Source organism: Streptomyces sp. NPDC040432 (assembly GCF_055595445.1).
Genome location: NZ_JBVIVP010000004.1, coordinates 333840 through 356836 on the forward strand (window position 1 = coordinate 333840; position 22997 = coordinate 356836).

The following is a 22997-nucleotide window of genomic DNA, read 5'->3' on the forward strand; positions in this document are numbered from 1 at the left end:
CATGGACGGAGAAGGGGGATCACCCTGGTGGTGGCAGGGTGCCGAGCACGTGCGGACCGTCGTGTCCGTACAGACGGTCCAGCACGCCGTGTGCCTCGGCCATGACGCGGTCGACGAGGTCCGCGCAGGACGGCAGATCCTCGATCACCCCCGCGACCTGGCCGGATGCCATGACGCCGAGGTCCGTACGACCCTCGACCATGGACGCCTTGAGGAGCATGGGGGTGTTCGCGGCGAGCAGGACCTGGCTCCAGGACAGGTCCTTGCCGTGTTTCATCGCCAGACCGTCGCGGACCATCGCGGACCACGACAGCCCCGACAGTTTCCGGAAACCGGCCGCGTGCCGCACGGCCCGCGCCAGCGCCCGGGCGCGCCCCGACCGCTCCAGGGCGTCGACCAGTTCGGTGCGCAGCATCCGGTGCGGCATCCCGTCGACGGCCGTGGTGACGGTGACGTCCTTCACCGTGGCCTTCAGGTACTCGGCCTTCACGGCGTCCGGGACGGTCGAGTCCGAGGTCAGCAGGAAACGGGTGCCCATGGCGATCCCGGCCGCCCCGTAGGCGAGCGCCGCGACCAGGCCGCGGCCGTCGTGGAAGCCGCCGGCGGCGACCACGGGGATGTCCACCGCGTCGACCACCTGCGGCAGCAGCACCGTCGTGGCGACGTCCCCGGTGTGCCCTCCGCCCTCCCCGCCCTGCACGATCACCGCGTCCGCGCCCCAGGCGGCGACCTTCTCGGCGTGCCGGCGGGCACCGATCGAGGGGATCACGACCACGCCCGCGTCCTTCAGGCGGGCGATCAGCTCCCGGGACGGGGCGAGGGCGAAGGAAGCGACCTTCACCCCCTCGGCGACGATCAGTTCCACCCGCTCCGGGGCGTCCCCGGCGTCGGCCCGCAGATTGACCCCGAAGGGCGCGTCGGTGCGGGAGCGGACCTCGCGCACCGCCGAACGCAGTTGGTCCACCGTCATCGTCGCCGAGGCGAGGATGCCGAGGGCGCCCGCGTTCGCCGCCGCCGACACCAGGCGCGGTCCGGCCACCCAACCCATGCCGGTCTGCACGATCGGGTGGCGGACCCCGACCAGTTTCGTGAACGCCGTCTCCACGGTCAGCCCCGCACTTCGCGGTCGCGCAGCCCCTGGGGGTCGATCACCTCGCGGATCAGCCGCAGTTCTTCGGGCGACGGTTCCCGGGTGTACGGGACCTCCCCGGTCACCACCAACTCGAAGCCGGTGGCCGCGCGAACCTGGTCGACACCCACCCCCGGGTGCACGGACACCAGGCGCATCGAGCGGCCCGGTCCGGCGAAGTCGAACACCCCGAGGTCGCTGACGACCCGGGGCAGCCGGTGGAAGCGGGTCACCCCGGCCGCCTCGGCCCGGTCGTGGCCGACCCCGCTGACCATGTCGACGCGTTCGACGAAGACCCGGGTCGAATGCCGGGGGATCCAGTAGCTCACCGGGTTGTTGAGGGTGTTGACGGGTGCTCCGCGCACCCCCAGGAGCTGGCGGGCGGGCCGCTCCCAGTCCCCGATGCAGGAGATGTTCTGGTTGCCGAACCGGTCGATCTGGCTCGCTCCCATCATCACGTGCCGCTTGCCGCCCGTGACCATCGTCAAGTGGCGGCGGTAGGGGAGCCAGCCCTCGGGGGTGCCGTCGAGGCCGATCAGCATCGCCTCGCCGTCGGTGAGCAGCAGGTCGGGGGAGAACGTCCGCTTCGCGAGCCGGGCCCCGATGGAGGGGATCAGGCCCATCGGGCTCGCGAGGACCTCGCCGTTGTCGCGCCAGGCCTCGGCGCAGGCGATCACGCAGTACTCGGCCCGGGTGACGGGGGCGCGGGTGGAGGTGTCGGGGGAGGTGTCGGTCGGGGCTCCGGGCTGGGTGCTCAACTCTGCTCCTCGTGCCAGGTCCGGACGGCGGACTGGTAGTCGTGCTCGCCGGCCCCGGACAGGAAGCGGGCGGAGAACTCGGGCCAGGGGGTGGACGCGTAGAACTTCTGGAAGGCCTCGTCGCGGTCGTAGTCGGGGGCGCAGGAGGTGAAGTGGGCGCCGTTCGGGGCCTCCACGACCCCGGTGACCGCGTGCCGGCTGACGAGGAGGGACTGCGGTGGGCCCGCCTTGGACAGCTCGGCGCTCTCCACGAGCTGTTCGCAGGAGACGTAGGCGGTGTCCGCGGCCTCGCAGAACAGGTCGTCGAAGTACGGGTCGGGGCCCAGGTACTGGGCGTTGCCCAGACGGTCCGCGCGGTTGAGGTGCACCAGGGCGGCGTCCAGGCGCAGGGCGGGGACGGCGACGAACTCCTCGCCGTCGGCGTAGGGGGAGGTGACGGTGCGCAGTTCGGGGTTGACCCGCATCACGTCGGAGCCGAGGCCGGCGCGGACGGGCAGGAAGGGCAGCCGGTTCGCGGCGGCGTGCAGGCCCCACATGAACATGGCCTCGTCGAGTTCGGTGAGGGTGAGGGAGCCGCTCTCGCGGGCGGCCCGGAAGTGCGGCTCCAGCGGGATGGAGTCGAGGGTGACGAAGGGGGCGACCAGCCGGCGGATCCGCCCGGCGGCGGCCAGCAGGCCCACGTCGGGGCCGCCGTAGGACACCACGGTGAGATCGGTGATCGTGGACCGGAGCAGTGCCCGCACCAGGGCCATCGGCTTGCGCCGGGAGCCCCAGCCGCCGATGCCGATGGTCATGCCGCTGCTGAGCCGGCCGACCACCTCCTCGGGGGTCATGGTCTTGTCGCTCACGCCGTCCCTTCCTTCCCGAAGGTGTCGCGGACCCGGTCGGCGACACCGCTGAGGTTGGCCTCGAAGGTGAAGCCCTGCTCGAAGCGGTAGCTGCGGCGCACGTCCACCGGGTCGATGCCGTTGATGGCGGCCTTGGCGAGGCGGATCAGGTAGCCGTCCTTCCGGGCGATCTCGGCGGCCAGTTCCAGGGCCGCGTCCCGCACCTCCTCGCGCGGCACCACCTTCCAGACCGATCCGTGCGCGTGCAGTTCGGCGGCGGTCGCGGTGCGCGAGGTGTAGTAGAGGGTGCGCATCAGGTGCTGGGGGACGAGCCGGGCCAGGTGGGTGGCGGCGCCGAGGGCGCCCCGGTCCAGTTCGGGCAGCCCGAAGGTGGCGTCGTCCGAGGCGACGATCGCGTCGGCGTTCCCCACCAGGCCGATGCCGCCGCCGAGGCAGAAGCCGTGCACGGCCGCGACGACGGGGACCTCGCACTCGTAGACGGCGGCGAACGCCTCGGCGCAGCCGCGGTTGGCCCCGATGAGGGAGGCGTGCCCGGTGTCGCGCTGCATCTCCTTGATGTCGACGCCGGCGTTGAAGCCGCGCCCACCGGAGGCCAGGACGACGCACCGGACCGCGGGGTCGCGTCCGGCCGCGCGCAGGGCGTCGGCGAGGTCGTACCAGCCCTGCACGGGCAGTGCGTTGACGGGTGGGAAGTCGACTGTGACGAGTGCGATGCCCTTGTCCGGGCTGGAGGTGGAGACACCCATGAGCGGATCAGCTACCTTTCCACCAAACATTTGTTAGGTGAGGAAGGTAGCAGCCGATGGAGCTCAATGGGAGGGTCGTCGTCGTCACGGGCGGAACCCGGGGCGTCGGCGCCGGGATCGCCCGCTCGTTCCTCGCGGCGGGCGCGCGGGTCGTCGTCTGCGCGCGGCGCCCGCCCGTCGAACCGGTCGGGGCGGATGGCCGGCAGGCCGATTTCACCGCCCTCGACCTGCGCGATCCGGACGCCGTACGGGAGTTCTTCGCCGGGGTCGCGGAGCGGTACGGGCGGCTCGACTGCCTGGTCAACAACGCGGGCGGCACCCCGTACCGGCTGCTGGGCGAGGGGGAGGTCGAGCGGCACGCGCGCGTCGTCGACCTCAACCTGGTGGCCCCGCTGACGGCCTCGCTCGCGGCGCACCCGTGGCTGCGCGCGGCGCGCGGCTCGGTCGTGATGATCGGCAGCGTCAGCGGCACCCGGCCCTCACCGGGTACGGCGGCCTACGGGGCCGCGAAGGCGGGCCTGGACAACCTGGCCCGGTCGATGGCCGTGGAATGGGCGCCCGACGTACGGGTCAACTCGCTGGTCCTGGGCATGGTGCGGACCGAGCTGTCGCACCTGCACTACGGCGATGAGGCGGGCGTCGCCGCGGTCGGCGCGACCGTGCCCCTCGGCCGGCTGGCCGAGCCCTCGGACGTGGGGGAGGCGGCGGTGTTCCTCGCCTCGGACCGGGCGGCCTACGTGAGCGGGGCGAGCCTGCTGGTGCACGGCGGCGGCGAACGTCCGGCGTTCCTCGATGCGGCAACTGTCAACAAGGAGAGCTGAAATGGGCATGGCGGACGGACGTGTGGTCGTCGTGACGGGCGCGGGACGGGGGCTGGGCCGGGCCCACGCCCTGGCCTTCGCGGCGGAAGGGGCCCGGGTCGTCGTCAACGACCTGGGCGTCGGACTCGACGGGCGGCCGGAGGCGGACGGGCCCGCGGCCCGGGTCGTGGCCGAGATCCTGGAGCGGGGCGGGGAGGCGGTGGCGCACGGCGGGGACATCGCGACCGGCGCCGGCGCGGCCTCCCTGGTGGAGTGCGCGGTGTCCGCCTTCGGTCGGCTGGACACCCTCGTCAACAACGCCGGGTTCCTGCGGGACCGGATGCTGGTCAACCTCGGCGAGGACGACTGGGACGCGGTCGTACGGGTCCACCTCAAGGGCCACTTCCTGCCGTTGAGGGAGGCCGCCGCCTGGTGGCGGGCGGAGGCGAAGGCCGGTCGGCCGGTGGCCGCGCGGGTGGTCAACACCTCCTCCGGCGCCGGGCTGCTCGGCTCCGTCGGCCAGGGCAACTACAGCGCCGCCAAGGCGGGCATCCTCGGGATGACCCTGGTCGCCGCCGCCGAAATGGGCCGGTACGGGGTCCAGGTCAACGCCATCGCCCCCGCGGCCCGGACCCGGATGACCGAGCGGACCTTCGCGGAGACGATGGCCGCCCCGGCCGCCGGGGCCTTCGACGCGATGGCCCCGGAGAACGTGTCCCCGCTGGTGGTGTGGCTCGGCTCCGACGCCTCGGCCGGGGTCACGGGCCGGGTCTTCGAGACCGAGGGCGGCCGGATCACCGTCATGGAGGGCTGGCGCCCCGGACCCACCGCGGACAGCGGGGCCCGCCGGACCCCGGCCGAGGCCGGCGAGGCGGCGGCGAAACTACTGGCCGCCGCGGAACCGCCGCACCCGGTGTACGGGGCTCAGTAGCGTCGGCAGGGGGGCGGGAGGGGCGCGTGGGGAACGGGGAGGAGGGCGGCGGGGCGTAGGTAACGGTGGCGGGGCGCGGTCCGGTAAGGGTCGCGCCCCGCCGTGCTGCGTGCTTCTGGACATCTTCGCCGGCGCCGCCGATCCGCCCGCCGGTGCCGGGGCGGGGCGGCGGGGCTGCTGGGCGGGGTGGCGCGGGCATCGCGGCCCGCGCGGAATCCGGCCAGGAAATGCGGCCGGCGGTCATTGGCCACATCGGGTCCTTCCCAGTCCCACCACGGCTGTGGTGGCATGTCCACGCCCAATTCAGCAGTAGTGGTTCCGACCGGATGGAGAAAAGAAAATGCGACTCCGCAGATTGAGCACCGGCGTGGCCGGTGCGGCCGGCGCGGCCATGGTGGCCCTGTCGGTCGTGGCCGCGCCGGTCCAGGCCGACTCCCCGGACACACCGCCGCCCGGAAGAATCACCGTCGATGTGGTCGGGGTGAACGGATCGGGTTGTCCGCAGGGCACCGCCGAGGTCGCCGCGGCCTCCGACAACACCGCGTTCACCGTCACGTACAGCAACTACCTCGCCCAGGCCGGGGCGGGCGCGGGCGGCACCGAGTTCCGCAAGAACTGTCAGCTCGCCCTGCGGATCCACGTCCCCCAGGGCTTCACGTACGCCATCGCCCGGGCCGACTACCGCGGCTTCGCGCACCTCCAGCGCGGCGCCTTCGGCCAGCAACGCGCGAACTACTACTTCCAGGGCCAGGCGCAGACCGCCCGCAGCACCCACCAGTTCAACGGCCCCGTCAGCGACAACTGGCAGGCGAGCGACCGCACGGAGTACGCCGACCTCGTCTGGGCGCCGTGCGGTGAGGAACGCAACCTCAACGTCAACACCGAACTGCGGGTCTACGCCGGGACGTCGAACCCGCAGGCCCCGAGCTTCATGAGCATGGACTCCACGGACGGCAGCGTCAGCACGGTCTACCACTTCGAGTGGAAGGAATGCCCCGCGAGGTGACCGGCGTGAGCGAGCACGGCAACCCCCGACCCCGTCAGGAGTGATGACGATGTCCCCCTCGCTGTCCCGCACCCTGCTCATCGGCGGCGCCACCGCCGCCCTGATCGCCACCGCCACGCCGGCCGGAGCCGCCGGATCGGGCCCGATCACCGCACCGCCCGACAAGATCGTGATCGAGCTCGCCACCGTGAACGGCTCGGGCTGCCGCGAAGGCACCGCCGAGGTCGCCGTGGCCCCGGACAACACCGCCTTCACCGTCACGTACAGCGAGTACCTCGCCCAGGTCGGCCCCGGCGCCCCGCCGACGTCCTTCCGCAAGAACTGTCAGCTCAACCTCCGCGTCCACGTGCCCAACGGCTTCACCTACGCGATCGTCCAGGCCGACTACCGCGGATTCGCATTCCTTCAACCGGGGGCGTCGGGCCAGGAAAGGGCGAACTACTACTTCCAGGGAATGCCCCAGACCTCCCAACGGACGCATCAGTTCAACGGGCCCCTCAACGACAACTGGCAGGCGACCGACAGGACGGAATTCGCCGACCTGGTATGGGCACCCTGCGGGGAAAAGCGCAATTTCAACATCAATACGGAACTGCGCGTGAATGCGGGCACCTCCAACCCGCAGGCGACCAGTTTCATGGCGATGGACTCCACCGACGCCAGCGTCAACACCCTGTACCACCTCGCCTGGCAGGCGTGCCCCGCGCCGCGGACGTAGCGCCGTGAGCCGGGGGCGGGGCCGACGTGCGACCGGCCCCGCCCCACCCGGGGCGTCCCGCCCACGCCGACGGGCGGGACGCCCACCCTGCGCCGGGGACGACCCCGACGGGTCGGGGACCCGCGACGCGCCGCCGGGGGAGCCCACGGCGCACCCGGGCCGCCCGAGCAGCGGGGGCGCCCCCTCGCCGCGGCTCCCCCTTCGCCGCGGCGACGCCGGCGCCCGCGCCACCCCCGTGGGCCGGGACGGAAACGTCCCGGCCCACGGCCTTTCCCGCTCACCGGGAACACGCCCTCCCGCCCGCGCCCACCGCCCGCCTACCGTCTGCCGCACCACACACCACGCAGCCGGGAGGACCCCATGATCGACGACCGGCGCCGGCGCGAGGCCGCCGAGCTGCTGCGCGGCGCCGAACGGCACCGGACCCCCGTACGGCCGCTCACCGAGCTGTTCGAGGGCATCGACACACAGGACGCCTACGAGATCCAGCTGATCAACATCCGCCGGCGCACCGACGCCGGCGACGTCCGCGTCACCGGCCACAAGGTCGGCCTCTCCTCGCCCGTCATGCAGGCCATGATGGGCGTCGACGAACCCGACTACGGCCACCTGCTCGACACCATGGAGCTGCGCCGGGACGAGCCCGTCCGGGCCGCCGCGTACTGCTCGCCCCGCATCGAGGCCGAGGTCGGCTTCGTCCTCGGCGCCGACCTGCCGGGCGAGGGCTGCACCGTGGCCGACGTACTGGCCGCCACCGAACGCGTCGTCCCCGCGCTGGAGTTGATCGACAGCAGGATCGCCGACTGGCGCATCACCATCTCCGACACGATCGCCGACAACGCCTCCTCCGCCGGCTACGTCATCGGCGAGGGCCGCGACCCCCGCGAACTCGACCTGAAGGCGATCGGGGCCCGGGTCGCGTGCGACGGCGAACTCCTCGCCGAGGGCCGCTCCGACGCCGTCCTGGGCGACCCCACCACCGCCGTCGCCTGGCTGGCCCGCACCGTCGCCCGCTTCGGCGTCCCGCTGCGCGAGGGCCACCTGATCCTGCCCGGGTCGTGCACCCGCGCCGTCGACGTCCACGCCGGACGGACCTACACCGCCGACTTCACCGGGCTCGGCCCGGTGTCCCTCTCCTTCGTCTGAGGCCCGTACGGGAGTACCGCATGAAGAAAGCCACCGCAGCCGTCGTCGGCTCCGGCAACATCGGCACCGACCTGCTCCACAAACTGCTCCGCTCCCCGCACATCGAACCCCGCTGGATGATCGGCGTCGACCCCGACAGCGAAGGCCTCGCCCGCGCCCGTCGCGCCGGCCTCGAAACCTCCCACGAGGGCGTCGACCGGCTGCTGGCCCGCGACGAACTCCCCGACCTCGTCTTCGAGGCCACCTCCGCCTCCGTCCACCGGGTCAACGCCCCGCGCTACGCCGAGCTCGGCATCAAGGCGGTCGACCTCACCCCCGCCGCGATCGGCCCCGCCGTGGTCCCGCCCGCGAACCTCACCGCCCACCTCGACCGGGCCAACGTCAACATGATCACCTGCGGTGGTCAGGCCACCATCCCGATCGTGTACGCCGTCTCCCGCGCGGTGCCCGTGGCCTACGCGGAGATCGTCGCCTCGGTGGCCTCCGTCTCCGCCGGCCCCGGCACCCGCGCCAACATCGACGAGTTCACCCGCACCACCGCCCGCGGCATCGAGGACATCGGCGGCGCGGCCCGCGGCAAGGCGATCATCATCCTCAACCCCGCCGAACCCCCGGTGATGATGCGCGACACCGTCTTCTGCGCGATCCCGCCCGACGCCGACCGGGAGGCCGTGGCCGCCTCCGTCCACCGGGTCGTCCGCGAGGTGGCCTCGTACGTCCCCGGATACCGGCTGCGCACCGAGCCGCAGTTCGACGAGCCGTCCGCGGCGACCGGCGGCAACGCCCGCGTCGCGGTGTTCCTGGAGGTCGAGGGAGCGGGCGACTACCTGCCGCCGTACGCCGGGAACCTCGACATCATGACCGCCGCCGCCACCAAGGTCGGCGAGGAGTTCGCCAAGGAGCTGCACCAGTGAACGCCGTGAACGCCGGGAGCGCCGTGAGCGCCGTGAGCGCCTACTCCGACACCCTCGACATCCGCGTCACCGACTCCTCCCTGCGGGACGGCTCGCACGCCAAGCGGCACCGGTTCACCGTCGAGGACGTGACGTCGATCGTCGCCGCCCTCGACGCGGCGGGGGTCCCCGCCATCGAGGTCGCGCACGGCGACGGACTGGGCGGGTCGTCCTTCAACTACGGCTTCTCGCGGACCCCCGAGCAGGAACTCATCAAGGCGGCCGCCGAAACCGCCCGGAACGCCAGGATCGCCTTCCTGATGCTGCCCGGACTCGGTGTCAAGGACGACATCCGCGCCGCCCACGCGAGCGGTGGGAGCATCTGCCGGATCGCCACCCACTGCACCGAGGCCGACATCTCCGTCCAACACTTCGGGCTGGCGCGGGCGATGGGCCTGGAGACCGTGGGCTTCCTGATGATGGCCCACTCCACCAGCCCCGAGAACCTCGCCCGCCAGGCCCGGATCATGGCCGACGCCGGCTGCCAGTGCGTGTACGTCGTCGACTCCGCCGGAGCCCTCGTCATGGACCAGGTCACCGACCGGGTCCAGGCCCTGGTCGCCGAGCTCGGCACCGACGCCCAGGTCGGCTTCCACGGCCACGAGAACCTCGGCCTCGGCGTCGGCAACTCCGTCGCCGCCGTCCGGGCCGGCGCCCTGCAGATCGACGGCTCCACCCGCCGCCTCGGCGCCGGCGCCGGCAACACGCCCGTCGAGGCGTTCGCCGCCGTCTGCCAGAAGATGGGCATCCGCACCGGCATCGACGTCCTCGCCATCATCGACGCGGCCGAGGACGTGGTGCGACCCGTCATGGACGAGGAGTGCCGCCTCGACCGGATGTCGCTCCTCATGGGCCACGCCGGGGTCTACTCCAGCTTCCTCGTCCACGCCTACCGGCAGGCCGAACGCTACGGCGTCCCCGGTGCGCGGATCCTGCTGCGCGCGGGCGAACGCCGCCTCGTCGGTGGCCAGGAGGACCAGCTCATCGACATCGCCCTGGAACTCGCCGCCGAGGCCGGGGACTCCCGCGCCTGACCCGGACCGCCCCGGCCCCGCGCCGCCGCACCCCCCCCGCAGCACACCCACGAGGAAGTGGAGGGCCTCCCCATGGCCTCAACCGACGAAGGACCCCGCGTCATCGAGGCGGCGGCCGTGCCCACCCGGTTCGCCCGCGGCTGGCACTGCCTCGGCCTCGCCGCCCCCTTCGAGGACGGCGCCCCGCACGAGGTGGAGGCCTTCGGGACCCGCCTCGTCGTCTTCCGGGGCGCCGACAGCGGAGAGCTGAGCGTCCTGAACGCCTACTGCCCCCACATGGGCGGCAACCTCGCCCACGGCAGCGTCAAGGGCGACACCGTCGCCTGCCCCTTCCACGACTGGCGTTGGTCCGGCAACGGCCGCTGCGCCGACGTCCCCTACGCCCGCCGGGTCCCGCCGCGCGCCCGGACCCGCGCCTGGACCACCCTGCGGCGCAACGGTCAGCTCTACGTGTGGCACGACCCGGAGGGCAACCCGCCGCCCGAGGGCGTCACCATCCCCGAGATCGAGGGCCACGGCAGCGCCGACTGGAGCGACTGGAGCTGGAACTCCCTGCGCGTCGAGAACGCCAACTGTCGGGAGATCGTCGACAACGTCGTGGACATGGCGCACTTCTACTACGTGCACTACGCCTTCCCCCACTACTTCAAGAACGTCTTCGACGGGCACGTCGCCACCCAGTACATGGAGTCCACCCCGCGCGGCGACATCGACCTCGGCACCCTCTCCACCGGCGGCGGCCTGCGCTCCGACGCCTCCTACCACGGCCCCTCCTACATGATCGACCGGCTGTGGAGCGATGTCGGCGGCGGCGTGGAGATGGAATCCGTACTCATCAACTGCCATTACCCGGTCGACGCGAACAGCTTCGTCCTGATGTACGGGGCGAGCGTCAAGAAGCTCCCCGGCATGGACGACGCGCAAGCCGCCGAGGCCGCCCGCCTCACCGCCGAGGGGCTGGCCGTCGGCTTCGAGCAGGACGTGGAGATCTGGCGGAACAAGACCCGCATCGACAACCCGCTCCTCACCGAGGAGGACGGACCCGTCTACCAACTGCGGCGCTGGTACGAGCAGTTCTACGTCGACGCCGCCGACGTCAAGGACGAAATGGTTCGGCGCTTCGAGTTCGAGATCGACACCACCCGCGCCACCGCCGCCTGGAAGGCGGAGGTCGAGGCGAACCTCGCCCACCGCGCCGCGTCCCCGGGCGGTGCGTGATGACCCCCGTCGCCTGCGCGGAGTGCGGCACCGAGGTGCTGTGCGAGAAGTTCAGCGCGGCCCACCTCCAGGTCCAGTGGACGGACCGGGCGGCCTCGGTGTGCCCCCGCATCGCGGCCCGGGTCGCGGTCGGCGAACCCAGCGCCCGCGTCCGCTCCTGCCCGGCCCTGCGCGCCGACATCGAGGCGGCCGTCCGGGAGGGCCGGCTGGAGGTGCCCGCCGATGCCTGAGACCACCACCGAACGGGCCGCCCCCGCCGCACCCGTACCGGCGGCCCCCGCCGGCCCGCTGCGGGTACGGGTCCGGAAGCGGATCCAAGAGACCCCGGACGCCGTCTCCCTCGTACTCGACGCGGAACTCCCTTACCGACCCGGGCAGTTCCTCACGCTGCGGATCCCCGGCGGCGGCGCCCGCTGCTACTCCCTGGCCAGCTCCCCGCACACCGGCGAGCCCATGCGGATCACCGTCAAGCGGGTCCCCGGAGGGCTCGGCTCCGGCTGGGTCTGCGACACCGTCGCGGAGGGGGACGAACTGGAGGTCCTGCCGCCGGCGGGCACCTTCACCCCCGGCCCCGACGGCCTCGACCGGGACCTGCTGCTCGTCGCGGGCGGCAGCGGGATCACCCCGGTGCTGTCCCTGGCCAAGTCCGCCCTCGCCGTCGGCCGGGGCCGGATCACCCTGCTCTACGCCAACCGGGACCCCGCGTCGGTCATCTTCCGGGACGAGCTGGAGGGATGGGCCGCCCGGCACCCCGACCGGCTCACCGTCGTGCACTGGCTGGAGAGCCTGCACGGGCTGCCGACCGCCGCGCGCCTCGGGGGGCTCGTCGCCCCGTACACGGGCCGCGACGCCTGGCTGTGCGGGCCCGGGCCGCTCATGGACGCCGCCGAGACGGCCCTGCGCTCGGCCGGGGCGACCGGCACCCGCATCCGCCGCGAACGGTACTTCTCGCTCGGCGCCGACACGTTCGCCCCCGCGACAGCGGCCTCGGACGCGCCGCCGGACGCCGGCGGCGGTGTCGACGCCGTTGCCGTGGCCCGGCTCGACGGGGAGACCCGTACAGTGCCCTGGCCGCGCCGGGCCACGCTGCTCGACGCCCTGCTCGCCGCGGGTGTCGAAGCCCCGTACTCCTGCCGTGAGGGAGCCTGCGCGGCCTGCTGCTGCCGGGTCGTCGAGGGCGAGGTGACGATGGTCCGCAACGAGGTCCTCGACGGCGAGGACCTGGCCGACGGATACGTCCTCGCCTGCCAGGCCTTTCCGCTCACCGACCGGGTCCGGGTGACCTACGGCTGAAACGCAACGGGCCCGGCCCCCTGGCGAGGGGTCGGGTCCGGTGCGTGTGCGATGAGGTATCAGTACCCGCTACATCCACTCGCTGAACCGCAACCAGCCCATCATGTTGTCCATTTCCCGCGCCGACACCGCCGGCTCGGCGGCCACGGGCGGTACGGCGGCCGCGGCGCGGCCCGCCCGACCCGGCCCGTACAGCTCGCGCCACACGGACCGCGCGCAGGCCAGGACCGCGGGCGCCAGCCGGGTGAGCTCGCGTTCCCCCCGGCAGGAGGACAGGGACACGGCGGCGACCGCCCGTCCCGCACCCCGCAGCGGCGCGGCCACGCAGTGGACCCCGGGGACGGTTTCCTCCCGGTCGTGGGCGACGCCGCGCTCACGGACGTCCGCCAGCTCCGCCCGCAACGCGGCCGGGCGGACCAGGGTCCGGGCCGTGCGCGGGCGCAGGCCGCGGGCCAGGACCTCCTCGACGGCGTCCCGATCGCCGAAGGCGAGCAGCGCCTTGCCGGCGGCCGTCGAGCAGGCCGGCATCCGGCCGCCGACCCGGGAGGGCACGGCGCCCGCCTCCGACCCGCCGATCCGTTCCAGGCAGACCACTTCCGCCCCGTCCAGCACCCACAGGTGCACCAGCCGACCGGTCTGCTCGTGCAGTGCGTGCAGCAGCGGCAGGGCCGCCCGGCGCAGCCGGTTGTGGTGGGCGGCGAGCGCGCCGAGCTCCAGCATCCGCATGCCCATCCGGTAGTCCCGGCCCTCCCGGTCCAGCCAGCGCAACTGCACCAGCTGGTCCAGGATCCGGTGGGCGGACGAGCGGGGGATCCCGCTGCGGCGCACCACCTCGGTCAGCGAGAGCCGTGGCTGCGGACCCTCGAAGGCGCCCAGGACCTTGGCGGCCTTCTCCAGCAGTGACAGCGGCGCGAGCCCGCTCTGCATGACCTGATCGAGCACGAGGAACCCCCTGCGTGAGGCGTTGGGGCGACCCTGCCACGCGGCCCCCGGCGCGGGGAAGGACCCGGAACCATGTATTTCATTCAGTAATACTTCGGATCGGCATGAAGCTGGTCGCGCGATGCCCGCGGCGACCACCGGGGGGACGCCCCACGGCGCCTTCCCACTCAGCGGGAACACCCCGTTCCGCGCCCCCGACCCACGGGCGTACGTTCACCGCACCCCGAAGCCGACGACCCCGAGAAAGGGACACCATGAGCGACGAAGACGTCCTCGACGCGGTCCGCGCCCTCGCCCCGGCGCTGCGCGAACGCGCCGCCGAAGCCGAGGCCCAGCGCAGGGTCCCCGAGGCGAGCATCAAGGAACTGACGGACACCGGATTCTTCCGCCTGCTCCAGCCCCGGGCGTACGGCGGGCGCGCCGCACACCCCGGGATCTTCTACGAGGCCGTCAAGGAGATCGCCAAGGCCTGCGGCTCCACCGGTTGGGTCGCCTCCGTCGTCGGCGTCCACCCCTGGCACGTCGCGCTCTACGACCCCCGCGCCCAGGAAGAGGTCTGGGGCACGGACCGCGACACCCGCATCTGCTCCTCCTACGCCCCCACCGGCAAGGTCGCCCCCGTCGCGGGCGGCTTCACCCTCAGCGGCCGGTGGCACTTCTCCTCCGGCTGCGACCACGCCGACTGGGCCCTCCTCGGCGCGCTCGTCACCGACGCCGAAGGCCGGCCCGTGGACATGCGCACCTTCCTCGTACCCCGGACCCGGTACCGGATCGACGAGGTCTGGGACACCGTGGGCCTGCGCGGCTCCGGCTCCAACGACATCGTCGTCGAGGAGGTCTTCGTCCCCGAACACCGCGCCCTCAGCTTCGGCCCCGTCACCGCCCTGGACGTCCCCGGCCACGCCGTCAACCCCGAGCCCCTCTACCGGCTCCCGTACGCCTCGATCTTCACCACCACCATCTCCACCCCGATCGTCGGCATCGCCGAGGGCGCCTACGACGGGTACGTGGCCGCGACCCGCGAACGCTTCCGGACCTCCTACGGCCAACAGGTCGCCGAGGACCCCTTCGCCCAGGTCCGCGTCGCCCGCGCCGCCAGTGACATCGACGCCTCCTGGCTCCAACTCCGGCGCAACATCGGCGACCTCCACGCCCTCGCCGAACGCGGCGAGCCCCTGCCCCTCGCCCTGCGCACCCGGGTCCGCCGCGACCAGGTCCTCGCCACCGAACGCTGCGTCGCCGCCGTCGACCTCCTGATGGAGAACGCGGGCGGCGGCGCCATGCGCACCGGCACCAACCCCGTCCAACGGGCCTGGCGCGACGTCCACACCGGACGCGGCCACGCCGCCAACGACCCCGAACGGGCACTGGTCCTCTTCGGCCAGGGCGCCCTCGGCCTCGACATCCAGGACACGATGCTGTGAGCCCCACGTACGAGAACACCTCCCGAACCGTGCAGGCCGGCGACCTCACCCTCCACCTGCACGAGGCGGGACCCCACGACGCACCCGTCGTGATCATGCTGCACGGCGGCGGCCCCGGCGCCTCCGGCTGGTCCAACTTCGGCGCCAACCTGCCCCACTTCGCCACCCGGTTCCGCACGCTGCTCGTCGACCTGCCCTGCTACGGCCGCTCCGACAAGCCCGAACCCGACTGCGACTACTTCACCTTCAGCGCCCGCGCCGTCATCGCCCTCATGAACGAACTCGGCATCGGGGAAGCCCACTTCATCGGCAACTCGCTCGGCGGCGGCACCGCCGTCCGGATCGCCCTCGACCACCCCGAACGGGTCGCGAAACTACTCCTCATGGGCCCCGGCGGCATCTCCCTGAACCTGTTCTCCGCCGACCCCACCGAAGGCCTCAAACGGCTCTTCGAGTTCAGCCTCGCCCCCGAACCCACCCGGGCCGCGATGCGCGCCTTCCTCACCACCCTCGTCCACGACCCGGCCGTCGTCACCGACGCCCTCGTCGAGGAGCGCTGGGCGCAGGCCACCGACCCCGAGGCCCGCCTCGGCAACGCCCGGATGGCCGCCGCCTTCACGAAATGGCCCGAGGACACCCTCCTGTGGCGCGAGGCCCACCGCATCACCCGACCGGTCCTCCTCACCTGGGGCCGCGAGGACCGGGTCAACCCCGTCGACGGCGCCTTCCTCGCCTTCAAGACCATCCCCGACGCCCGCCTGCACGTCTTCCCGCACTGCGGGCACTGGGCCCAGACCGAGGCCGCCGCCGAGTTCAACCGCCTCGCCACCGACTTCTTCCTCCACTAGCCACCAGGGAACCCCATGGACATCCGCGCACTCGGCTACCTCCGCATCGAGACCGCCGACCTCGCCGCCTGGCGCACCTACGCCCTCGACGTCCTCGGCATGGCCGAGGGCCGAGGCAGCACGGACACCCGGTTGTGCGTCCGCATCGACGACCGGGTCCACCGCTTCCAGTTCGTCGCCGGGACGACGGACCGCCTCCTCGCCGCGGGCTTCGAGGTGGCGAACGCCCGCGCCCTGCGGGACGCCGCCGCCGAACTGGAGGCAGCCGGCCACGCCGTCGAGCAGGGCGACGACGCCACCCTCGCCGACCGCCGCGTCCAGGGCCTGATCCACTGCGAGGACCCCAGCGGCAACCCCCTGGAGATCTACTGGGGCCAGGCCCAGGACCACGGCCCGCTCGCCGCGCCCTACGGCAACCGCTTCGTCACGGGCGACCTGGGCCTCGGCCACGTCGTCCTGCCCGCCCCGGAAACCGCGGCGAGCCTCGACTTCTACGAGAACGTCCTCGGCTTCCAACTGCGCGACTCGATGGGGCTGCCGCCCGCCGCCGTCCCCACCGCGGACCCCGACCGGGCCCCCCACCGGATGCACTTCCTCAGCCCCAACCGCCGCCACCACAGCCTCGGCCTCTACCCCGGAGCCCTGCCGCCCGGCATCGTCCACTTCATGGTCGAACTCGAACGCCTCGACGACGTCGGCTACTGCCTCGACCGGATGAACGCGGCGGGCATCCCCATCGCGTCCACCCTCGGCCGCCACTCCAACGACCACATGGTGTCCTTCTACGCGCAGGCCCCCGGAGGCTTCCAGGTCGAATACGGCTGGGACGGCCTCGTCGTCGACCCCGCGACCTGGACCGCGAAGGAGATCACCGCCGACAGCTTCTGGGGCCACCAGTGGAACGGCTGACCGCACCCGCCCCCGTCGACCCCGCGCCCGTGGACCGCACTCCGTGCGAAGCCGCGCCCGTCGACCCCGCCGTGTTCCGCGAGGTACTGGGCGCCTTCGCCTCCGGCATCACCGTCCTCGCCGCCACCGACCCCGACGGCCGTCCCGTCGGGCTGGCCTGCCAGTCCTTCGCCTCCCTCTCCCTGGACCCGCCGCTCGTGCTCCTCTGCGTGGGCAAGGGCTCGTCCAGCTGGCCCGCCGTACGGGCCGCCGGCCGGTTCGGCGTCAGCATCCTCGACGCGGGGCAGCGGGCCGTCTGCGAGGCCCTCGGCCGCCGCGGCGGGGACAAGTTCACCGGGGTGGAGTGGGAAACCTCCGCACACGGGACCGTGCGCATCGCCGGTGCCCTCGCCACCGTCGACTGCGCCCTGGAGACCGTCCACGAGGCGGGCGACCACCACCTGATCACCGCCCGGGTCCTCGAACTCACCGCCCGCGACGGCGGATCGCCCCTGCTGTACTTCCGCAGCGACTACGCCACCGGAGCCTTCGGATGACCGACGAGCACGCGCACGGCGACACCTACGACTACGACGTGGTGGTGGCCGGCTCCGGCGCGGCGGGCCTGGCCGCCGCGATCACCGCCCGCCTGCGCGGACTGACCGTCCTGGTCGTGGAGAAGACCGGGGCGTACGGGGGCTCCACCGCCCTGTCCGGCGGCGCGATCTGGGTGCCCGGCAACTTCCACCTCGACCGGGCCGCCATCGCCGACACCCACGACAAGGCGCGCGCCTACCTCGACGCGACCGTCGGCGACCGGGTCCCCGACTCCCGCAAGGAGGCCTACCTCGCCCACGGGCCGCGCATGGTCAGGGAGTTCCACGACCGCACCGAGGTCCGCTTCATGTACACGCCCGGCTACCCCGACTACTTCCCCGAGGAGCCGGGCGGCATGGCCCAGGGGCGTTCCGTCGAACCGCGCATCGTGGACTTCCGTCGGCTGGGCGGGCTCGGCCGCACGATGCGCCGCGCGGGACTGCCGACGTACGGGCTGACCATGACCTCGTACGACTTCCGCTTCCTGAACATGGTGGCCCGCACCAGGGCGGGCCGGCTGACCTCAGTGAAGGTGGTCGTGCGGGCGTTGAAGGCGCTGGTCACCGGACGCAGACTGCTCTCCCTGGGGGAGGCGCTGATCGCCCGGATGAGGCTCTCCCTGGACCGGCTCGGCGGCGACCTGTGGCTGTCGGCGCCCCTGACCGGCCTGGTCACGGACGCCACCGGCCGGGTGGAAGGCGTACGGGTCGTCCGCGCGGGCCGCGCGGTGACCGTACGGGCCCGGGGCGGGGTCGTGCTCGCCGCGGGCGGCTTCTCCCACGACACGGAACTGCGGGAGAAGCACCTGCCCGCACCCACCTCCACCGACTGGACGCACGCCTCCGAGGGGCAGACGGGCGACGTCCTGCGGCTCGGTGAGGAACTCGGCGCGGCCACCGACCTGCTGGACCGGGTGTGGGGGGCGCCGTCGGTGTGCCCGCCGGGGGAGAAGCCGTTCTTCCTGGTCGCCGACCGCGGCATCCCCGGCATGGTGATCGTCGACGGGGCCGGGGAGCGGTACGCCAACGAGGCCCTGCCCTACCACGCGTTCGTCGACCGGATGTACGCCGCCGACCGGCCCGGGGCGAGCACCGTACCGTCCTGGCTGGTCCTCGACGCCCGCTCCAAGGCCCGCTACCTCTTCGCCGGGCTGTTCCCCGGACAGCCCTTCCCGGCGCGGTGGTTGGAGAGCGGCTTCGTGAAGAAGGCCGCGACGGTGGAGGAACTGGCACGACGGATCTCCGCGCCGGGCCTGCCCGCCGCGGTCCGCCGTTTCAACGGTTTCGCCGAGCGCGGCGTGGACGAGGACTTCGGGCGCGGCGCCTCCGCCCACGACCGCTACTACGGCGACCCGACGCTGCCCAACCCGAACCTCGCGCCGATCGACAAGGGCCCCTTCTACGCGGTCCCCGTCCACCCGGGCGACATCGGCACCAAGGGCGGCCTGGTCACGGACGGCGACGGCCGGGTGCTGCGCGAGGACGCGTCCCCGATCGGCGGCCTGTACGCGGCCGGCAACTGCTCGGCGGCGGTCATGGGGGAGACCTACCCGGGCCCCGGCGCGACGATCGGCCCCGCGATGGCCTTCGGTTGGGCGGCGGTCAACGCCATCGCGGAGGAGTTGGCCGCCGAATCCTGACGGACGCCCGTGTTCCGCCGCCGGGGCACGGGCACAACGCCCCGTATGGAGACAAAGGTGGCGGGGGAGTGAGCCGGGCCGGCGTGTGGGCCCTGGCCGGCGGGGTGGTGTGCCTCGGCACGTGGGGGGCCCTGATCCGGGTCGCGGTGGATCCGGAACTGCAGGGAGCCCAGGAGACGATGGGGACGGGGTGGATGGTGGGGCTCGCCGTCATGGCCGCGGCGTTCTCCCTCTTCCTGGGCTTCGTTCTGCTTGAGGCGTGGGAGTCGTCCGGCTCCGGCGGCGGCAGTGACGGCGTCGGACTCGGCAGCCCGGGCGGGGACGCCGGCGGTGGCGGGCACGGCGGCTGCGGAGGCGGCGGTGGCTGCGGAGGGGGCGGGGGTGGCTGCGGAGGGGGCGGCGGCCTCTGACGGCCGCCGCCCCGGTGCGGCGTCGGATCAGGACAGCTTGCCGTCGTAGTCCGGCAGCTTCACCGTGCGCTCCGCGTGGCCGCCCACCAGGTCGCTCTGCTTGTTGCCGATGTTCGCGATGATCGTGTAGCCACGGGCCTCGATCTCGGCGCGCTTGGCCGTCTTGTAGGCGCTCACCTCTTTGAACAGGTCGGGCAGGTCCCGGACGTAGAGGCCCGAGACGGGGTAGCCGACGGCCTTGAGGTTGTGCTCGGTCAGGGACGCGATGATCCCCGGCCGGGCGGTGACGAAGAAGATCGCGACGCCGCGTTCGTCGGCGTACCGGGTCAGCTCGCGGACCTTGGAGATCGCGGGCGTCGGGAACGTCCAGAACCAGTGGAAGTCCGTCTCCAGCGACGAGTTGTCGATGTCGAGCACGAGCGCCGGCTTCTCCCCGGCCGGGGAGGCGGCGATGCGCTGCTCGATCGCGGGACGGGCGGCGTCGATGACGGCGGCCACGTCGCGCTGCCAGGTGGCGTAGTCGATGCCGAGGATCGCCGCGTTGCCCCCGGGCGCGGAGGCGGTGACGGCGCTCGCCGCGGCCGGCGCGGTCACGGCCCGCTCGACGGGGGCGGCCCCGGCCGTGGTGGCGGGCAGCAGGGCCAGGACGGCTCCCGCGACGGCCACGCCGGCGGCGGCGGAGGCGCTACGGCGGGGATGGCCGGTGCGGGTGGGGAGGGTGCGGCGGGTGATGCGCATGTGGGGGCGCTCCTCGGTCACGTGTTGGCATGTACGCGACCAGGCTGAGGTAGTGCCGTCACCCCTGTCTACCGGTCGGTAGGAAACTTTTCGCGGCCACCCGATGAACCCCCGTCACGTGTCGCACTCCAGCACCGTGCGGCACAGCCCGCACCGCACCCGGTGCGGCCCCCGCACCGCGACCCGCAGCCGCCCGGCGCACACCGGGCACGGGAAGCTCACCCGCTGCCCGTCGGGGTGCGACTCGAACCGGTACGCGGCCCCGCCGCCCGTCGCCCCGCCGCCCGTCGCCCCGCCGCCCGTCGCGCCGTCGACCGTCGGGCGCGCCCCGGCTCGGCGGGCCCGCGCGTAGCGCAGCCGTTCCGGCAGGCCCGCGGCGGCGAGGGGGGCCCGGCGCAGGTCCCGGGCCGCCAGGGCGCGACCGCGCGCGTAGGCCTCGTACGCCTGCGGGCCGGTGAACCAGGGGGAGGGGTCCTCGTCCAGGAGGAGGGCCCGCTTGGCCAGGACGTACCCGAACTCCTCCGGGGTGAGGTAGCCGAGCTTCTGGTGGGTCAGGGCGTCCTCGCGGTAGGCGTCGAGGAGCAGCCAGCCGACCCCGAGGAGGGTGGCGGCCGTGTCGGTGAGGATCTCGTTCTCCGCGGTCGTCGGCAGGCGCAGGTCCAGGCGGTGCAGCAGGACGTGGGTGACCTCGTGGGCCAGTGCGGCGGCCAGGTCCCGCCGGTGCGTGCGGAACCGGTCGTTCACCTCGATGAAGTACTCCGGCCCCGTGGTCGGATCCACCGTCGCCGCGTCCCGCATCGGCCGGAACTCGACCACCACGCGCGCGTCCGGCATTCCGAGGGCGCGCACCATCGCGGACGCCACCCGATGGGCGCCGAGGTGCAGGTCGTCGCCCGCGTCGAAGGCGGCGTCGGCCGCCGCGAAGCTCGTGGCGTAGGCGCGCACGCCCTCGGGTGTCAGGCGCCGGAACAGGGCCGTGAGGGAGGCGTGAACGGTCTCCACGTGCGGAAATCCGTGCTCCACCGGGCTGTCGCGCCTGCGGTTCTGCGTCACATCGTCTCCCCGGCCGGAAGTTGTCCGAAAACGCGTTCTTGATTGCATCGGACGTTCGGTTGTGTCATGGACTCGTCATTCACCCGATGACGCGCACGGCCCAACCCCCCACGAAAGGCAGTGTGTTGACCATGGCCAACCTCGGCAGAGTCCTCAAGCAGTCCCTCGCCGTCGGCGCCGTCGCCCTCGCCGCCGTCAGCCTCCAGACGACCGGAGCGGGCGCCGCCCCGGCCCCCGTCGTCGGCGGCACCCGCGCCGCACAGGGCGAATTCCCCTTCATGGTCCGCCTCTCCATGGGCTGCGGCGGAGCCCTCTACACCCAGCAGATCGTCCTCACCGCCGCCCACTGCGTGAACGGCTCCGGCAACAACACCTCCATCACCGCCACCGCCGGCGTCGTCGACCTCAACAGCGGCAGCGCGATCAAGGTCAAGTCCACCAAGGTCCTCCAGGCCCCCGGCTACAACGGCACGGGCAAGGACTGGGCCCTCATCAAGCTCGCCAAGCCCATCAACCTGCCCACCCTGAAGATCGCCGAGACCAAGGCCTACGACAACGGCACCTTCACCGTCGCCGGCTGGGGCGCCACCCGCGAGGGCGGCGGCCAGCAGCGCTACCTCATGAAGGCCACCGTCCCCTTCGTCTCCGACGCCTCCTGCAAGAGCTCCTACGGCAACGACCTCGTACCCTCCGAGGAGATCTGCGCCGGCCTCCCCCAGGGCGGCGTCGACACCTGTCAGGGCGACTCCGGCGGCCCCATGTTCCGCCGCGACAACGCCAACGCCTGGATCCAGGTCGGCATCGTCAGCTGGGGCCAGGGCTGCGCACGCCCGAACTACCCCGGCGTCTACACCGAGGTGTCCACCTTCGCGGGAGCGATCAAGAGCGCGGCTGCGACCCTCTAGCCCCGGCAGCCCACCGAGCGGCGCCGCCGACCCACCGAGCGGCGCCGCCCAGCCACCGCGCGGCATCCCCGACCCACCGCGCGGCACCCCTTCGTCCTTCCGGCCGGCCGCGAACCGGCCGGAAGGGCGAAGCGCACCACCCCGGACGTACGTACGCTCGAAGGACGTACCGCGAGGCCGGAAAACCGCTGCCCCCACCCCGCGACACCCATCCGACGGCCCCCCGTGCGGTTGCGGTCCGACGCCCGCACCGGTCCGATGGGAGGAGTCCATCGGCGGCAGCGGGCAACAGTGGGGCAGGCAGCGCATGACGATCAGCGTGGTCATCGCGGACGACCAGGACATGGTCAGGACCGGCTTCCGCATGATCCTGGAGAGCATGCCCGACATCGAGGTCGTCGCCGACGTCGTCGACGGCGAAGCGGCCCTCGCCGCCGTCGCCGAGCACCGGCCGGACGTTCTCCTCCTCGACATCCGCATGCCACGACTCGACGGACTCGAAGTCACCCGCCGACTCTCCGGCCAGGACAAGCCGCGCATCGTCATCGTCACCACCTTCGACCTCGACGAGTACGTCCACGCCGCCCTCCACGGCGGCGCGTCCGGCTTCCTCCTCAAGGACGCCAGCCCGGCCATGCTGGTTGAAGCGGTACGGGCGGCAGCCGCGGGGGACGCCCTCGTCTCACCCGCCATCACCGTACGACTGCTGCGCGAGATGGCCCCGCGCACCACGGCCGCCCAGGCCGCCCGCCGCCCCGCCGAGCCCCTCACCGAACGCGAACGGGACGTCGTGCGCTGCCTCGCACGAGGGCTGACCAACGCCGAGATCGCCGGCGAACTGTACGTATCGCTGTCCACCGTCAAAACCCACCTGGCCAACGTCCAGGCCAAGCTCGACGCCCGCAACCGCGTCGAGATCGCCGCCTGGGCCTGGGAGAGCGGCCTGGCCGTCGGCGCGGCGTGACCCCGCCGC

25 protein-coding genes are annotated in these 22997 nt (G+C 73.1%); 18 read left to right on the plus strand and 7 right to left on the minus strand.

Annotation, left to right across the window (positions count from 1 at the left end; all coding sequences use genetic code 11):
- Nucleotides 1–19 precede the first annotated feature (19 nt).
- Genes ACZ58N_RS11785 through ACZ58N_RS11800 form a run of 4 tightly spaced genes read right to left on the minus strand, consistent with a single transcriptional unit; the run spans nucleotide 20 to nucleotide 3481 of the window.
- Entirely contained in the window at nucleotides 20–1105 is a 1086-nt protein-coding gene (locus tag ACZ58N_RS11785; protein ID WP_471157985.1) for an NAD(P)H-dependent flavin oxidoreductase, read from the minus strand.
- 2 nt (nucleotides 1106–1107) lie between these two features.
- Nucleotides 1108–1887, minus strand: coding sequence for a CoA-transferase subunit beta (locus ACZ58N_RS11790; protein ID WP_471157986.1), 780 nt, complete (start codon nucleotides 1885–1887; stop codon nucleotides 1108–1110).
- Complete coding sequence (locus ACZ58N_RS11795) at nucleotides 1884–2735, minus strand: CoA transferase subunit A (RefSeq protein ID WP_471157987.1); 852 nt, start codon at nucleotides 2733–2735, stop codon at nucleotides 1884–1886. Before ACZ58N_RS11795 ends, ACZ58N_RS11790 begins: the two co-directional genes overlap by 4 nt.
- On the minus strand, nucleotides 2732–3481 hold the full coding sequence (locus ACZ58N_RS11800; protein WP_471157988.1) for an enoyl-CoA hydratase family protein: 750 nt from the start codon (nucleotides 3479–3481) through the stop codon (nucleotides 2732–2734). The genes ACZ58N_RS11795 and ACZ58N_RS11800 overlap by 4 nt, the downstream gene beginning before the upstream one ends.
- 56 nt (nucleotides 3482–3537) lie before the next feature.
- Here ACZ58N_RS11800 and ACZ58N_RS11805 point away from each other — a divergent pair, with 56 nt between their 5' ends.
- The 10 genes from ACZ58N_RS11805 (at nucleotide 3538) to ACZ58N_RS11850 (ending at nucleotide 12580) form a co-directional block, all read left to right on the plus strand.
- A complete protein-coding gene (locus ACZ58N_RS11805; RefSeq protein ID WP_471157989.1) occupies nucleotides 3538–4302 on the plus strand; it encodes an SDR family oxidoreductase in 765 nt (254 codons plus the stop codon).
- Between the two features lies 1 nt (nucleotide 4303).
- Complete coding sequence (locus ACZ58N_RS11810) at nucleotides 4304–5212, plus strand: SDR family oxidoreductase (RefSeq protein WP_471157990.1); 909 nt, start codon at nucleotides 4304–4306, stop codon at nucleotides 5210–5212.
- Nucleotides 5213–5552: 340 nt separating this feature from the next.
- Complete coding sequence (locus tag ACZ58N_RS11815; RefSeq protein WP_471157991.1) at nucleotides 5553–6218, plus strand: DUF4360 domain-containing protein; 666 nt, start codon at nucleotides 5553–5555, stop codon at nucleotides 6216–6218.
- Nucleotides 6219–6267: 49 nt separating this feature from the next.
- The gene (locus ACZ58N_RS11820; RefSeq protein ID WP_471158314.1) at nucleotides 6268–6936 is read left to right on the plus strand and encodes a DUF4360 domain-containing protein; all 669 of its coding nucleotides are present in this window, start codon (nucleotides 6268–6270) and stop codon (nucleotides 6934–6936) included.
- Between the two features lie 360 nt (nucleotides 6937–7296).
- Entirely contained in the window at nucleotides 7297–8082 is a 786-nt protein-coding gene (locus tag ACZ58N_RS11825; RefSeq protein ID WP_471157992.1) for a 2-keto-4-pentenoate hydratase, read from the plus strand.
- Between the two features lie 20 nt (nucleotides 8083–8102).
- Nucleotides 8103–8996, plus strand: coding sequence for an acetaldehyde dehydrogenase (acetylating) (locus ACZ58N_RS11830; protein ID WP_471157993.1), 894 nt, complete (start codon nucleotides 8103–8105; stop codon nucleotides 8994–8996).
- 5 nt (nucleotides 8997–9001) lie between these two features.
- Nucleotides 9002–10069 carry a 4-hydroxy-2-oxovalerate aldolase gene (gene dmpG, locus ACZ58N_RS11835; RefSeq protein ID WP_471158316.1) on the plus strand — a complete coding sequence of 356 codons (1068 nt, stop codon included), beginning with the start codon at nucleotides 9002–9004 and terminating at the stop codon, nucleotides 10067–10069.
- Between the two features lie 72 nt (nucleotides 10070–10141).
- Nucleotides 10142–11287, plus strand: a complete 1146-nt coding sequence (locus ACZ58N_RS11840; RefSeq protein WP_471157994.1) for a Rieske 2Fe-2S domain-containing protein — start codon at nucleotides 10142–10144, stop codon at nucleotides 11285–11287.
- Nucleotides 11287–11517, plus strand: a complete 231-nt coding sequence (locus ACZ58N_RS11845; RefSeq protein ID WP_471157995.1) for a hypothetical protein — start codon at nucleotides 11287–11289, stop codon at nucleotides 11515–11517. Before ACZ58N_RS11840 ends, ACZ58N_RS11845 begins: the two co-directional genes overlap by 1 nt.
- Complete coding sequence (locus ACZ58N_RS11850) at nucleotides 11510–12580, plus strand: 2Fe-2S iron-sulfur cluster-binding protein (RefSeq protein ID WP_471157996.1); 1071 nt, start codon at nucleotides 11510–11512, stop codon at nucleotides 12578–12580. The genes ACZ58N_RS11845 and ACZ58N_RS11850 overlap by 8 nt, the downstream gene beginning before the upstream one ends.
- 69 nt (nucleotides 12581–12649) lie before the next feature.
- On the opposite strand, the gene ACZ58N_RS11855 is transcribed toward ACZ58N_RS11850, so the two are convergent.
- Nucleotides 12650–13522, minus strand: a complete 873-nt coding sequence (locus tag ACZ58N_RS11855; protein WP_471157997.1) for an IclR family transcriptional regulator — start codon at nucleotides 13520–13522, stop codon at nucleotides 12650–12652.
- Between the two features lie 254 nt (nucleotides 13523–13776).
- On the opposite strand from ACZ58N_RS11855, the gene hsaA reads away from it, so the two are divergent.
- The 6 genes from hsaA (at nucleotide 13777) to ACZ58N_RS11885 (ending at nucleotide 19328) form a co-directional block, all read left to right on the plus strand.
- Nucleotides 13777–14946, plus strand: coding sequence for a 3-hydroxy-9,10-secoandrosta-1,3,5(10)-triene-9,17-dione monooxygenase oxygenase subunit (gene hsaA / locus ACZ58N_RS11860; RefSeq protein WP_471157998.1), 1170 nt, complete (start codon nucleotides 13777–13779; stop codon nucleotides 14944–14946).
- Complete coding sequence (hsaD, locus tag ACZ58N_RS11865; protein ID WP_471157999.1) at nucleotides 14943–15794, plus strand: 4,5:9,10-diseco-3-hydroxy-5,9,17-trioxoandrosta-1(10),2-diene-4-oate hydrolase; 852 nt, start codon at nucleotides 14943–14945, stop codon at nucleotides 15792–15794. The genes hsaA and hsaD overlap by 4 nt, the downstream gene beginning before the upstream one ends.
- A 15-nt stretch (nucleotides 15795–15809) precedes the next feature.
- Nucleotides 15810–16703, plus strand: coding sequence for a VOC family protein (locus tag ACZ58N_RS11870; protein ID WP_471158000.1), 894 nt, complete (start codon nucleotides 15810–15812; stop codon nucleotides 16701–16703).
- 29 nt (nucleotides 16704–16732) lie between these two features.
- Nucleotides 16733–17239: a flavin reductase family protein gene (locus ACZ58N_RS11875; RefSeq protein ID WP_471158001.1), complete on the plus strand. Its 507-nt coding sequence runs from the start codon at nucleotides 16733–16735 to the stop codon at nucleotides 17237–17239.
- Nucleotides 17236–18918 carry an FAD-dependent oxidoreductase gene (locus ACZ58N_RS11880; RefSeq protein ID WP_471158002.1) on the plus strand — a complete coding sequence of 561 codons (1683 nt, stop codon included), beginning with the start codon at nucleotides 17236–17238 and terminating at the stop codon, nucleotides 18916–18918. The genes ACZ58N_RS11875 and ACZ58N_RS11880 overlap by 4 nt, the downstream gene beginning before the upstream one ends.
- A 68-nt stretch (nucleotides 18919–18986) precedes the next feature.
- Nucleotides 18987–19328 carry a hypothetical protein gene (locus ACZ58N_RS11885; RefSeq protein WP_471158003.1) on the plus strand — a complete coding sequence of 114 codons (342 nt, stop codon included), beginning with the start codon at nucleotides 18987–18989 and terminating at the stop codon, nucleotides 19326–19328.
- 27 nt (nucleotides 19329–19355) lie between these two features.
- Here the strand turns inward: ACZ58N_RS11885 and ACZ58N_RS11890 are convergent, their stop codons facing one another.
- Nucleotides 19356–20066, minus strand: coding sequence for an HAD family acid phosphatase (locus ACZ58N_RS11890; protein WP_471158004.1), 711 nt, complete (start codon nucleotides 20064–20066; stop codon nucleotides 19356–19358).
- A 114-nt stretch (nucleotides 20067–20180) separates the two neighbouring features.
- The gene (locus ACZ58N_RS11895) at nucleotides 20181–21167 is read right to left on the minus strand and encodes a hypothetical protein (protein WP_471158005.1); all 987 of its coding nucleotides are present in this window, start codon (nucleotides 21165–21167) and stop codon (nucleotides 20181–20183) included.
- A gap of 83 nt (nucleotides 21168–21250) precedes the next feature.
- Here ACZ58N_RS11895 and ACZ58N_RS11900 point away from each other — a divergent pair, with 83 nt between their 5' ends.
- Entirely contained in the window at nucleotides 21251–22024 is a 774-nt protein-coding gene (locus tag ACZ58N_RS11900; protein ID WP_471158006.1) for a serine protease, read from the plus strand.
- Nucleotides 22025–22331: 307 nt separating this feature from the next.
- Entirely contained in the window at nucleotides 22332–22988 is a 657-nt protein-coding gene (locus ACZ58N_RS11905; protein WP_471158007.1) for a response regulator, read from the plus strand.
- Nucleotides 22989–22997: the final 9 nt, after the last annotated feature.